11 protein-coding genes are annotated in these 13,954 nt (G+C 30.5%); all 11 read left to right on the plus strand.

Annotation, left to right across the window (positions count from 1 at the left end; translation table 11 throughout):
* Window positions 1-176: 176 nt before the first annotated feature.
* Window positions 177-1,256, plus strand: coding sequence for an ABC transporter ATP-binding protein (locus Q0U66_RS03970; protein WP_297377688.1), 1,080 nt, complete (start codon window positions 177-179; stop codon window positions 1,254-1,256).
* On the plus strand, window positions 1,256-2,140 hold the full coding sequence (locus Q0U66_RS03975) for a carbohydrate ABC transporter permease (protein ID WP_103980820.1): 885 nt from the start codon (window positions 1,256-1,258) through the stop codon (window positions 2,138-2,140). The genes Q0U66_RS03970 and Q0U66_RS03975 overlap by 1 nt, the downstream gene beginning before the upstream one ends.
* Before the next feature lie 6 nt (window positions 2,141-2,146).
* Window positions 2,147-2,965 (plus strand): carbohydrate ABC transporter permease, encoded by an 819-nt coding sequence (locus Q0U66_RS03980; RefSeq protein ID WP_297377689.1) that lies wholly within the window; start codon window positions 2,147-2,149, stop codon window positions 2,963-2,965.
* Window positions 2,949-4,262, plus strand: a complete 1,314-nt coding sequence (locus Q0U66_RS03985; RefSeq protein WP_297377692.1) for an MBL fold metallo-hydrolase — start codon at window positions 2,949-2,951, stop codon at window positions 4,260-4,262. Before Q0U66_RS03980 ends, Q0U66_RS03985 begins: the two co-directional genes overlap by 17 nt.
* A complete protein-coding gene (locus tag Q0U66_RS03990; RefSeq protein ID WP_297377693.1) occupies window positions 4,249-5,517 on the plus strand; it encodes an extracellular solute-binding protein in 1,269 nt (422 codons plus the stop codon). Before Q0U66_RS03985 ends, Q0U66_RS03990 begins: the two co-directional genes overlap by 14 nt.
* Before the next feature lie 158 nt (window positions 5,518-5,675).
* Window positions 5,676-7,193: a bifunctional UDP-sugar hydrolase/5'-nucleotidase gene (locus tag Q0U66_RS03995; protein WP_297377695.1), complete on the plus strand. Its 1,518-nt coding sequence runs from the start codon at window positions 5,676-5,678 to the stop codon at window positions 7,191-7,193.
* A 196-nt stretch (window positions 7,194-7,389) separates the two neighbouring features.
* On the plus strand, window positions 7,390-9,042 hold the full coding sequence (locus Q0U66_RS04000) for a putative manganese-dependent inorganic diphosphatase (protein ID WP_297377697.1): 1,653 nt from the start codon (window positions 7,390-7,392) through the stop codon (window positions 9,040-9,042).
* A 1-nt stretch (window position 9,043) separates the two neighbouring features.
* The gene (gene glgB, locus Q0U66_RS04005) at window positions 9,044-10,933 is read left to right on the plus strand and encodes a 1,4-alpha-glucan branching protein GlgB (RefSeq protein ID WP_297377701.1); all 1,890 of its coding nucleotides are present in this window, start codon (window positions 9,044-9,046) and stop codon (window positions 10,931-10,933) included.
* A gap of 28 nt (window positions 10,934-10,961) precedes the next feature.
* Window positions 10,962-12,101 (plus strand): glucose-1-phosphate adenylyltransferase, encoded by a 1,140-nt coding sequence (locus Q0U66_RS04010; RefSeq protein WP_297377702.1) that lies wholly within the window; start codon window positions 10,962-10,964, stop codon window positions 12,099-12,101.
* 8 nt (window positions 12,102-12,109) lie between these two features.
* Window positions 12,110-13,228 carry a glucose-1-phosphate adenylyltransferase subunit GlgD gene (gene glgD / locus Q0U66_RS04015; RefSeq protein ID WP_297377704.1) on the plus strand — a complete coding sequence of 373 codons (1,119 nt, stop codon included), beginning with the start codon at window positions 12,110-12,112 and terminating at the stop codon, window positions 13,226-13,228.
* Window position 13,229: 1 nt separating this feature from the next.
* Window positions 13,230-13,954: glycogen synthase (locus tag Q0U66_RS04020; protein ID WP_297377706.1), on the plus strand; the 725-nt coding region annotated here is incomplete at its 3' end.

Below are 13,954 nucleotides of genomic sequence, written 5' to 3' on the forward strand. Positions count from 1 at the left end.
GGATTGTTGGCAGTTTTAATCATTTTATTTACAAAGAAAAATAAGAAAAAATAATAATTTTTAATGGATCTTAACTTAAACTAAGGTCCATTTTTTTTGTCAAAAGACCTAATATTTATTATACTTAATATGTGTCCAAAGATAACTTTGTTAAATAAAAGGACTGAGAGGTAATAATGATTGAAATCAAAAATTTAAAAAAGGTTTTTGATAATGGTTTTGAAGCTTTAAAAAGCATAAACCTTAATGTAGAAGAAGGTGACTTAGTTTGTTTACTAGGACCATCAGGTTGTGGTAAATCAACTATATTAAACTTAATATCAGGCTTATTAGATCCTACAGAAGGAGAAATTAAGTTTGATGGTAAATCTATTGTGGAACTACATCCAAAAGATAGGGGAATAGGACTTGTATTCCAAAACTATGCCCTTTATCCTCATATGACTGTTTTAGAAAATGTTATGTTCCCACTTACAGTTGGAAAAAACAAAAAATCTAGAAAAGAAGCAGAAGAAATTGCAAGAAAATATATGAAGATAACAGATATAGAAGAACTTGAAGATAAAAAGCCAGGAACTATGTCTGGTGGTCAGCAACAAAGGGTTGCTATCACAAGAGCCCTTGTGCAAAATCCTAGAGTTTTGCTTTTAGATGAGCCTTTAAGTAATCTAGATGCTAGATTAAGATTAAAAATAAGAGAAGAAATTAGAAGATTAGTAAAAGAGATTGGTATAACAACTATATTTGTTACCCATGACCAAGAAGAAGCCTTATCAATAAGTGATAAGATTGTTCTTATGGATGAGGGTGTTGTACAACAATATGATATACCACACAACCTATACTTAGAACCAGCAAACTTATTTGTTGCTAAATTTATTGGTAATCCTGTAATCAATATTTTTGAAAGCAAGTACGAAAATGGTGTATTAAAAGCTGGGGAATTAAATATTAAATCATCTAAATTAAATCAAGAAAAATTTAAAACTCAGCTAGAAGAAAATAAATCATACTTTATTGGTATAAGACCAGAATACTTCTTAATGAGTAAAGATGATGAAGATGCAATTGATATTGAAGTAGAATCAATAGAGTTAATTGGTAAAGATTGTATAATAAACTTTGAATTAGCAGGTAAATTCGCCAAAACTATTATAGACTCAGACCATAGGGTAAGTCCAGAAGATAAGTTAAGACTTACAGTTGATTATGACAACATATACTTGTTTGAAAAGGATGGAAAGAGGATATACTAATGAAAAAATTATTTAGATATAGAGCTGAAAACTCACCGAGAGGGTGGTTATTCTTAGCTCCAGCACTAATATTTATTGCTATATTTAATGTTACACCTCTGATTAGAACATTTGTTATAGCCTTTCAAAAGGGGACATTGAACAATCCGGAATTTGCAGGTATTAGCAATTTCCAAAGAGTTTTAGCTGACCCGGTTTTTCATAAGGCTATAAGGAATACAGCTTTATATGCATTTATAGTTGTTCCAGCAGGTATGGTTATTTCTTTATTTATTGCCATGTCTATTCATAAAAGAATGAAATTGAAAAAGGTTTGGGAATCAATATTTTTCCTACCTTACCTTACATCTATGATTGCGATTGGTATAGTATTTAGATTTTTATTTAACCAAGACTATGGTTTAATAAATTATCTATTAGGGTTATTTGGTGTTTCAAATATTAACTGGTTGAACTCACCAGAAATGTCAATGACAACTGTTATAATCTTTGGTATATGGATGGGATTAGCCTTTAATATTATAATTTTATTAACAGGTTTAAGAAATATTGATGACTCTTACTATAAAGTTGCAGATATGTTTGGGGCAACTAAGAGAGAACAATTCTTTAGAATTACTCTACCACAACTTATTCCAACTATAACATTCTTATTATTAATGAATTTTATTTCTGCATTTAAAATATATGGACAAGTCTTTTCACTCTTTAATGGTAGACCAGGGGTAGCAAACTCTGCTACAACAGGAGTGTTCTATATATTTACAGAATTCTATACTAATAATAATTATGGTAAGGGTATGGCTGCAGCAGTTATATTATTTGTAGTTATTCTAATATTTACATTAATTCAAAGATTAATAATGAAGAAAATATCAAAGTAGGTGAATATGAAAAAGTTTAATGATTTAATAATGAAAATTGTAATCATTGCCTTAGCAATTATTACACTGTTTCCATTTGTGTATATGCTTTTATCTTCTTTGATGTCATATCAGGAAGTTAATTCAATACCTCCAACATTAATACCAAGTAAACCTTTATTCCACAACTATGTAGAAGCCTTCCAGAAGGCTCCATTTGCAAGATACTTCTTTAATACAGTATTTACAGCTACAGCAACTACTATTATGACATTGATCACAACAGTTTTGGCTGCATTTGCATTTGTTAAATTACAATTTAAAGGTAAAAATGTTGTTTCTTTAATATTTGCAGCTTTGCTGATGGTACCATATGAAATAACAGTATTTACAAATTATCAAACTATTCTTAAATGGGGATTTGTTGATACCTATATTGCACTGATACTACCACATTGCGCATCAATATTTTATATATTCTATTTAAGAGGCTACCTACAATCAATACCAATGTCCTACTATAATGCGGCTAAGGTTGATGGTGCTTCAGACTTAGAATTCATATGGAAAATATTGGTTCCAATTTCTAAACCAGCCTTATTTACAATGGGGATATTAAGTTTCATATCCGGATGGAACTCATTCTTATGGCCAATCTTGGTAACTAACGAGAAAAATATGAGGTTGATATCAAATGGTCTTGCAGCCTTTACATCAGAAGCTGGTTCTCAAACCCAGTTACAAATGGCTGCTTCAGCAATAGCTATTGTACCAATTTTGATATTGTACTTTGTATTTAGAAGCCAAATTATGAGAGGGGTATCTAGAAGTGGACTTAAGGGATAAAAAGACAAAGATTACTTTTTATCAAGGAATGAGAACCATAGGTGGGACTATAATTGAAGTCAATTATGGCAAGGATAGTATTTATTTCGATTTTGGTTCTGAATTTAAACCAGAAATAGATGATAAGAATATAGATGGACTAGCCAATTTGATCAATTATGGTTTTGCTGTTGATTTAAAAGGCATTTATGATAGGAAGCAAACTAAAGAAGATTCAGAATTTTATAAAAATAAAGGAGTCTTCATATCGCATATACATTTGGACCATACTAAGATGATAAATTATATAGATGAAGAAATTCCTGTATATGCAAGTAAAGACACAGTTACTTTGCTTAAATCGTTAAATTTCAATAATGATTTTTTATATGCTAACTCAAATCTAAAAGATAATACTAGGAAAGTAATTCCAGTAAACTATGGAGATGTAATCACTATAGGCGAAATACATGTTGAGTTTATAAGGGTAGACCATGATGGTTATGGAGCTTGCGGGTTTTTAATTCGTACACCGGATTTATCAATTGCATATACTGGTGATATTAGATTGCATGGCTATAGAAAAGAAGATAGTTTGAATTTTATAGAAAAAGCCAAAGACTGTGATATTTTAATTATTGAAGGTGTGTCGGTATCTTTCATCGATGAGATAGATGAATTTAAAACAGATGGTGAACTTTCTGAAGTAAGTTTAATAAAAAAATTTGATAGAATATTAAAAGAAAATTCAAACAAACAAATAACTTTTAATTACTATCATGCTAATATAGAAAGAATTTTAGAGATAGAAAAACTAGCTATTAAAAATAATCGAACATTAGTTTTAAATGATTTTTATGCTTATATTTTAAGAGAAGTTACAGGTAAAGAAGTCCATTTTTATGGTGATTATAAAAAATACAAGTTGGATGAAAGCTTAAGGGTGGATACAAGTGTATTATTAAAAGATCATTCTAAATACTTATGGCAATTATCTAAGGAAGAATTACACTTACTTGACCATATGCTTGTTGGGGGCATATATATACACTGCGATTCAGATCCGCTTGGAGATTTTGACATAAATTACAAGCCTTTTATGGAAATGTTTAAAAAACATAAAATAAATGTAATAGAATTAAAATGTAGTGGACATGCCTTTCCTAAAGACTTGATATATATTATTGACCAAATAAAGCCGGACTTATTGGTACCAATACATTCACAAAAACCGGAAATGTTGTATAATAAATATGGTGATAGATTATTACCAGAAAAAAACCAAACAATTTATGGGAGGAAAAATGAAAAAAAGTAGATTGATAGCTCTTGTTTTAGCTTTAGTAATGGTTTTTGCAGCCTGTTCTAAAGGTGGAAACACAAAGGAAACTGGTAAAGAAACTGGAACTGAAACAGGTTCAGGGGAAAAACAAGAAGCAAACATTGTATTTTGGCATGCTATGAATGGAGCCCAAGAAGAAGCTCTTAAAAAACTTACAGATGACTTCATGAAGGAAAATCCAGAAATAAAAGTTGAATTACAAAACCAAACAGGATATAAAGAGTTGCAACAAAAAATTACTGCAACACAAGTAAGTCCTAAAGATTTACCAACTATGACTCAAGCATATCCAGACTGGATGTATAATCCAATTAAAGATGGTTTAGTATATGATTTAACAGAATTTACAAAAAACCTAGAAGGATATGATGATATCTTAGAAGGATTTAGACAATGTACTGTAATTGATGAAAAAGTTTATTCAATGCCTTTTAACAAATCTACAGAAGTTTTATTCTATAACGAAGATGCACTTAAAGAATTAGGTCGTGAAGTACCTAAGACACCAGAAGAAGTAGTTGAAGTATCAAAAGCTTACCAAGAAGCTACAGGAAAACCTGGTATAGGTTTTGACTCATTATCAAACTACTATACAACATATATCACAAATAAGGGACAAAAATTTGATCCTAACTTTGATATTAAAGGTGACCTATCTAAAGAAGCTGTAAAATGGCACTTAGATGGTGTAAATGAAGGATATATGAAGATAGCAGGTACAGATGATTACTTCTCATCATTATTAGGAAATGAACAAGTATTAATGTACGTTGGTTCAAATGCTGGTCAAGCATATGTTCAAGAAGCTGTAGATGGTAAATTCACAGTAAAGGCAGCACCATCACCATTTGAACAAACTATCCAACAAGGTACAGACTTATTTGTTTTTGATTCAGCAACAGATGCTCAAAAACAAGCAGCTCAAAAATACTTAACATTCTTAACAAGTAAAGAAAGCCAAATTTACTGGGGTGTTCAAACAGGTTATGTTCCTGTAAGAAAATCTGCTTTAGAAGATCCTGAATATATGAATGCAGGTACATTAATAGCACCAATCTTAAAAGAAGCTACAGAAAAAATGTTTACAAACCCACTATTAGGTGGAGCTAACCAAGCTTATAGAGAAATCGGTGTTATGATGGAAACAGTATTAGCTCAAGGACAAGCAGCTGATGTTGATTCAGTATTAAACAACTATGCAGCAACAATTGAAGGATACTGGTCAAAATAATTAAATAAGATATAAAAATTAAACTTCAAAATCCATATTATGGGTTTTGAAGTTTTTTGTGTTTAATAATAGCTGTAATATCAAGATGTAAGCAGTATGGGTTTTTTAAATTTAATTTAATATGGTATAATTAAATTTACGAAATGAAGGAGAGACTTATGAAAATAGCTATTTATCATACAACAGACATGCATGGACATGTTTTACCTACAAATTATGTTGAATATCAAGAGCTAGGTATGCTCAAAATACTTTCTTTTATAGATGAAGATAGAAAAAACTATGATCATTCACTTGTTTTAGATGGTGGTGATTTAATTCAAGGTACAGTATTAACGAGTTTTTTAGCAAAAAATCCTGATGAAAATAACCCAATTTTAAAACTACTAGACAATTTTTCTTATGATGCTTATGTAATGGGAAACCATGAATTTAACTATGGTATGGATTACTTATTAAAATCTTACCATAGGGTAAGTGAAAAAATTCTAAATTCCAACATAGAAAATTTAGATTTTAAGTCTAATTCTTATAAAATATTTGATTTTGAAGGCTTTAAGATTGCTGTTTTTGGAGCAACTACTTCATATATCCCAAATTGGGAACAGGAAAAAAATATTGAAGGTTTAGTCTTCCATGATCCTATAGAAATGTATAAGAAATACGAAGCTGAAATGAAAGAAAATTCGGATATGATTATTGTCTTATACCATGGTGGGTTTGAAAAATCTTTGGATGAACAGTTTATACCTACAGAAATTTTAAGAAAAGAAAATCAGGGAAGTGAGTTCCTTGAAACTTTTGATAGTATCGATGTTATGTTAACTGGCCATCAGCATAGGGGCTTTATAACAAAAATCAAGGATGTAATCTGTAGCCAACCTATAAATAATGCCAGAAATTTTACTAAAATAGTGTATGATACAGAAAGTGATGAATGGTCATATGAATTGATTGATATTACAAGCATGGATATTGTAATCAAAGATGAATATGAAAAAGTATTTGAAGATATCAACAGAGACTTAGATGAATATTTAAATCAAGTAATAGGACATTTTGATGAAAGTATGAGACTTGGTGACAAATTTGATGTAAGACTAAATGGACACCCATATATTAATTTCTTGCACGAAGTCCAATTAGATGCCCTAGATGCAGACTTTTCATCACTAAGCTTATTTGATCAGGCTATTGGTTTTGACAAAGACGTCACCATAAAAGATGTGCTTGTGAACTATCCTTATCCAAATACTCTGAAAGTAATGGAAATTACAGGTGAAGATTTAAAAGAAGCTATTGAAATTTCTACTAATTATTTCAAGTTAGATGAAAATGATAATATTATTCTTAATCCAAGATTCCAAGTTCCTAAGGTTAGAAATTATATTTATGATTTCTTTTACGGGCTTGATTATGTTGTAGACCTAGGTAACGATAGAGGAAAAAGAGTAGTATCCATGAAAAAAGATGGTAAAGATATAGACTTAGATAAGACTTACAAGCTAATAATGAATAACTATAGGGCAAGTAATACAGCTGAATATCCATGTTATCAAGATAAAGAAATAGTTGATGAAACATATTTGGATATGAGTGAATTAATGATAGCTTACATAAGTAAAAAGAAGAATTTAAAAGTTAATAAGACTAAAAATTTTATGATAACTAATTAATAGTAAACAGTAAATATTTATGAATTGAGATAAAAGTGATCAAATATATGAACTTATTTTAATTCAAAATATTTACTGTTTTGTATTTATCAATTTATCTCAATACTATGTATTTATTAAGTGACATCGCTACCAATTTATATGAATATTTGCTATTATTAAAGTATGAATGTGAATATAAAATAAGGAGTTGAAATTGAAAAATAGAATTTATATTACTGGACATAAAAATCCTGATACAGATTCTATTGCTTCAGCAATAGTTTATGCGGATTTGAAAAATAAAATAGATAAAAAAAATGAATATATACCTATTAGATTAGGTAGCCTAAATTTAGAATCTAAGTGGGTTTTAGATAGATGGAAAAGTAAGGCTCCTATATATATAGACAACTTAAGGCCAACAATAGACGATTTAAATCTAGAAATGCCTTTAGTAGTTGATAGAGATATTTCACTATATGAAGCAGCTAATTATTTACAGCCTAAAAATGTTTCATTCTTACCTATAGTGGATAGAGAAAACAGGTTAGAAGGTATTGTAACCTTATCAAACTTAACTAAATCATATATGAATGTATGGGATGACGATATCTTATACAGGTCAAAAACTAAGGTTGAAAATATAGTTGATGTACTAGCTGGAACCCTGGTAAACAGACCAGAAAAGCCAAACTATATAAATGGTAGGATGCTGGTGTACGCTTCTGATGTAGATGAAAAAGGACATGTAAGCCCTGGAGATGTAATCATAGTAGGAAATAGAAGAGATGCTCAAAGAGAAGCTGTTGATAGAAAAGCAGGTATCTTGATAGTATCTTCTGGATATTATGTTGACAATGATATTCTTTATTTAGCTAAGAAAAACAATGTAACTATAATAAAGACAAAATATAATTCATTTATGGTTGCTAGACTATTACCACAAGCTATTCCTGTAAGTTATGTAATGACAAGTGATAATCTTCTTTACTTCACTCCTGATGATGACATAGAAGAAGTAAGTAAAAAGGTAATGGATACTAGGTTTAGAAACTTCCCTGTTGTTGATAAGAATATGAAGGTGATAGGGGAACTTACACGTAATGATTTATTGATAGATAAGAAAAAGAAACTTATTTTAGTAGACCATAATGAGGCAAGCCAATCTATAGATGATAGGGATAGGGTAGAAATACTTGAGATAATTGACCACCATAGAGTAGCAAATATTTCAACAAGCAATCCAATCTTTTTCAGAAATATGCCTGTTGGATGTACATCTACCATATTAGCTATGATGTACAAGGAAAATGGTTTGGTACCTAGCAAACAAATGGCAGGTCTAATGGCCTCTGCTATTATATCTGACACCTTACTATTTAGATCACCAACCACAACTGATATAGATATTAAAATATTGAATGAGCTAGCGGAAATAGCAGAAATAAACTTGGAAGAATACGCTTCTGAAATGTTTGCTGCTGGTACTTCTTTAGAAGGAGTTTCTGCTACAGACCTATTGATAACTGATTCAAAGAAATTTGAAATAGATAATATAAAAGTTAGAGTTTCACAAGCATTCACAACTAATTTACCTTCAGTAGATAAGATGATTGCTGATATAAAAACATCAATGAAGCAGATAAAAGAAAATGAAAGAATCGACTTTTTCGCTTTATTTATAACAGATATTTTCAATGAACAATCCTTGGTTATAACAGATGGTGTATATAGCGAAGCCTTGGCTGAAGCTTTTAAACAAGAGTTTATTGAAGATGGATACATGGTCAAAGACCTATTATCAAGGAAAAAACAATTTATACCGGTATTAACTACAACAATAAATAATTTTAATAAGGAAGGTTAGCATGAACTTAAATATTTTTTATAGAGAAGACTTAGATACTCCTATACATTTATATAACGAAGGTAAAAATTATGAATCCTATAAATTTTTAGGATGTCATAAGATTAAGAAAAATGGAAAGGATGCAACTTCCTTTACAGTTTGGGCTCCCCATGCAAGAGAAGTTTACCTAGTAGGTGACTTCAACGGCTGGAATGAAACAAATATGCCTATGAAAAATATAAATAATTCAGGAATATGGAATATATGTTTTGATGCCTTTTATGAATATGACAACTACAAGTATAGAATCATAGGTCCAGAAGGACAAGTTTTAATGAAAGCTGACCCTTATGCCTACCACAGTCAATTTAGACCTGAAACATCAAGTAAGGTTTATGATTTAGAAGGCTTTAAGTGGACAGATGATAAATATATGAAAAATAGGTATAAAAAAGACTTACAAAAGAGTCCTGTTTCAATATATGAAGTTCATCTTGGTTCATGGATGAGACATCCTGACAACACATATTATTCATTTGAAGATTTAGCCAAAGTTTTACCTGATTATGTTAAAAAGATGGGATATACTCATGTTGAGTTTATGCCAATAACAGAATTCCCATACGATGGCTCTTGGGGTTACCAAGTAACAGGATACTTTGCTACAACATCAAGATTTGGTACACCAAAACAATTCATGAATTTAATTAATGAATTCCACAAGAGAGATATTGGTGTAATCTTAGACTGGGTACCAGTTCACTTTACTAGAGATGCGCACGGATTATCAAACTTTGATGGTAGGGCAACTTATGAGAAAGATGATCCATACAAGGCTTCAAATGAAGGCTGGGGAACCCTATATTTCGACTATTATAAGGCACAAGTTAAAAACTTTTTAATCTCATCAGCCTTATTCTGGTTAACAAACTTCCATATTGATGGCTTGAGAGTTGATGCTGTATCTGCCATGCTTTACTTAGATTACGGTGGAAAAAACCTACAAAACATGTATGGTGGAAATGAAAACTTAGAAGCTATTGAGTTTGTTAAGGAATTAAACTCGGTTGTTCACTTATACCATTCAGATGCTTTAATGATAGCTGAAGAATCAACTGCTTTCCCACAAATTACAGATAAGATTGAAAATGGTGGTTTAGGATTTGATTTCAAGTGGAATATGGGATGGATGAATGATACCCTACAATACTTTGAGTTGGATCCAATACATAGGAAGTATCACCAAAATAAATTAACATTTTCAATAACCTATGCCTTTTCAGAAAATTATATTTTACCATTCTCACATGATGAAGTTGTGCACTTGAAAAACTCAATGTTAAATAAGATGCCAGGATATTATGATGACAAATTTAAAGGTTTAATGGCCTTATATGCATATATGTATGCACATCCAGGTAAAAAGTTAAACTTTATGGGTAATGAAATAGGTACATTTGATGAATGGAATTATGATGCTGAATTACCATGGTCTGTTTTAGAATATGATAGACATAGATGGTTACAAGATTTTGTAAGAAAATTAAACGAAGTATATAAGAGTGAAACTAGTTTATACGAAGTTGATGACTCCTATGATGGATACGAATGGATTGACTTCCATGATAATGATTCAAATGTCATTGCTTTTGAAAGAATTGATTCAGAGGGTGAAAAAGTATTATGCTTCTTTAACTTCTCACCAGTTTATAGGGAAAATTATAAGTTTGGTGTAGATAAAAAAGGGATGTACAAGGTGTTATTAAACTCTGCCCATAAAAACTTTGGTGGACCAGTAAATAGAAACCAACCTTTATATTCTAAAGAAGAGCCTGCTCATTACAGAAGATACTCAGTATCTGTTAATTTACAGCCATATCAAGCGTTGTTTATAAAATATAAAAAATAAAATTTAATAAAAATAAGGAGGTAATCTTATGTCAATTAAGGTAGATTTAGTAGCCATGCTTCTAGCTGGCGGACAAGGTAGTAGACTTAAGTATTTGACATCGAACACTGCGAAACCGGCAGTTCCTTTTGGTGGTAAGTATAAAATTATTGACTTTGCCCTTTCTAATGCAAGAAATTCTTTGGTAGAAAATATAGGCGTATTAACTCAATATAAACATTTCTATTTAAATGAACATATTGGGATTGGTCAGCCTTGGGACTACGATAGGCTAAGTGGTGGATTAAAACTTTTACCTCCTTATTTTACAGAAGATGGGGGAAGGTGGTATAAGGGTACAGCTAATGCTATTTATGAGAATATTGATTACCTAGATAATCTAAATCCAGAGTATGTACTTATTTTATCAGCAGACCACATCTACAAGATGAATTATAGGAAAATGCTTAGATTCCATAAGGAAAAAGGAGCAGACCTTACTATTGCAGTAATGGAAGTTGATTGGGAAGAAACATCCAGATTTGGAATAATGAATACCGATCAAGATCAAAAGATAGTAGAATTTGAAGAAAAACCTAAAAATGCAAAGTCAAATCTAGCATCTATGGGAATATATATCTTCAATTGGAGTTTACTACGCGAAGCTTTAATTGAAGATTATGAAGATAAGGAATCAAGTTATGATTTTGGTAATGATATCATTCCTAGATTATTAAATTCTGGCGCAAATTTGTATGCTTATAAATTTGAAGGATATTGGAAGGATGTCGGTACTGTTAGATCTTACTGGGAATCAAATCTTGAGTTGATAGAAGACAAAAATGGGTTAAATGTTTATGACCATGCTTGGAAGGTTTATACTAAATCTAAAAATCTTCCACCTCATTATATTGGGAAAAATGCACAATTAAATAAAAGCTTAGTTAACGAAGCTTGCCGAATTTATGGTAGGGTAGATAATTCAGTTTTGTTTGACCAAGTAACTATTGAAGAAGGTGCCGAGGTGTATAATTCAGTATTGTTACCAGGTGTAGTTGTGAAAAAGGGAGCGAAAATCTTTAATTGTGTTGTGAATGAAAATATGACCATAGATGAAAATGAAGTTTTTGGTGGTAAGGATGATGATAGTGTATATCTAATTTCAAAAGAAGGCATATTAAAAGAATAGGAGGGTCTATGAAAAATTTAGCTGGTATTATAAAATCTGGTTTTGATAACAAGTCTTATGCTGGACTATTAAAAAGTAGGCCTGACTATATGCTACCATTCGGTTCTAGATATAGGCTGGTAGATGCATGCCTATCAAATTTTAATGAATATGGAATTTATAAGGTCCTATTACAAGGTGATAAAAATATAAAATCTACCTTAGACCATGTTTCAAATGGGGAACACTGGGATATGGACTTAAGGGAAGATGGACTGGCTATTTCTGTACCGGGGCCTGAAGAGTATAATTCTAATAATAGAAGAATATATTCCTACTATAGCTCCATATCTTTTATAGATGAAGAATTTATTGACAATATTTATATAGCCAATCCTATGGTTGTTTCTAGGATAAATATTGAAAGTGTATATGAAGATTTTTTAAAAAATGACTATGATGTTATGTTTTTATATAGAAAACAGGAAGACCATGAAGGAAAGTATATCGATTCTAGGAAAGTGATTTTTGATGAAGATGGAAAGGTTCAAAATATTGGTGTAAATTTAGGCACTGAACCTATATTTAATTTATTTATGGACCACATTTTAATTAAGAAGAAAGTATATATAGACCTTGTGACTGAGGCTTTAGAAAAAGATAATGCTTACACCTTAACTCAAGCAATAATGAATAATAAAGGAAAGTTAAGTATAGGTTCTTATGAAATTTTCAATCATGTAGAGTATATTAAGGATTTAAATTCTTTTTATGATGCGAATATAAATTTATTAAACGAAGGGATTTATACGGACTTATTTCTAATGGGGTCTGGAATTTTAACAAAAAATAAAGATGAACCTTCTACTTTTTATGGGGAAGGTAACCAGATGAAAAATTCATTGATTGCTAATGGTTCATTTATATTTGGAAGCATTGAAAATTCTATCTTATTTAGACAAGTTCATGTCGATAAGGATGCCCATGTAAAAGATTCTATATTATTTCAAGGAGTTATACTTGAAGAAGGTTCTTATGTAGAAAATGCTATACTAGATAAAAATGTTATAATTAGAGCTGGTGTTAAACTTATAGGAGATAGACATAATCCTATCGTTGTAGAAAAGAACAAAATATTGGAGAAATAGCATGAATATATTATATATAGCTTCTGAGGCTACTCCATTTGTCAAAACAGGGGGACTTGCTGATGTAGCAGGTTCCCTTCCTAAAGCCATTAAAAATCAAGGGCATGACATAAGACTAGTCTTACCTCTGCACGGACAAATATATGAAAAATATATAGATAAGTTAGAAAGTTTAGGATCATTTGAAGTTGACTTAATTAAGAAGTCTGTAGATATAGAGGTCTTTTATTATAATAATCAAGGCTTAGAATGTTATTTCTTGGCCAATAAAGAATTTTTCGACAGGAATGATCTTTATGGCTATGAGGATGATGATTTAAGATATCTCTTATTTTCTAAGGCTAGTGTCTTACTTTTAGAATTTATAGACTTTAAAGCAGATATTTTGCATGCTAATGATTGGCATAGTGGCTTAGCTATACTATATCAAGACTACTTTGCAAAGAAAAAAGATTTCTATAAAGATACTAAGAGCTTATATACTATACACAATATTATTTATCAAGGAACTTTTGATAATATGATATTAGATTATATGGAAACGGACTTGCTTAATATTTATAAAGAAAGCTTAGATTTTAATGGAAAAGTATCTTTTATGAAGGCTGGGATTATAAATTCAACAGCCTTTAATACTGTGTCAAAGACTTATGCTAATGAAATAAAGCAAAAAGAATATGCCTATGGTCTTGAAGAAGTGATAAATACTCATAAAGACAAGTTATC

This window comes from uncultured Helcococcus sp. (genome assembly GCF_946998255.1).
Taxonomy (GTDB): Bacteria; Bacillota; Clostridia; order Tissierellales; family Peptoniphilaceae; genus Helcococcus.

Excerpts from the sequence above, each read along its gene's own strand:
- Q0U66_RS03970 (WP_297377688.1), top strand. The coding sequence starts at position 177 with ATGATTGAAATCAAAAATTTAAAAAAGGTTTTTGATAATGGTTTTGAA.
- glgB (WP_297377701.1), top strand. The coding sequence starts at position 9,044 with ATGAACTTAAATATTTTTTATAGAGAAGACTTAGATACTCCTATACAT.
- Q0U66_RS04010 (WP_297377702.1), top strand. The coding sequence starts at position 10,962 with ATGTCAATTAAGGTAGATTTAGTAGCCATGCTTCTAGCTGGCGGACAA.
- Q0U66_RS03975 (WP_103980820.1), top strand. The coding sequence starts at position 1,256 with ATGAAAAAATTATTTAGATATAGAGCTGAAAACTCACCGAGAGGGTGG.
- glgD (WP_297377704.1), top strand. The coding sequence starts at position 12,110 with ATGAAAAATTTAGCTGGTATTATAAAATCTGGTTTTGATAACAAGTCT.
- Q0U66_RS03995 (WP_297377695.1), top strand. The coding sequence starts at position 5,676 with ATGAAAATAGCTATTTATCATACAACAGACATGCATGGACATGTTTTA.
- Q0U66_RS03980 (WP_297377689.1), top strand. The coding sequence starts at position 2,147 with ATGAAAAAGTTTAATGATTTAATAATGAAAATTGTAATCATTGCCTTA.
- Q0U66_RS03990 (WP_297377693.1), top strand. The coding sequence starts at position 4,249 with ATGAAAAAAAGTAGATTGATAGCTCTTGTTTTAGCTTTAGTAATGGTT.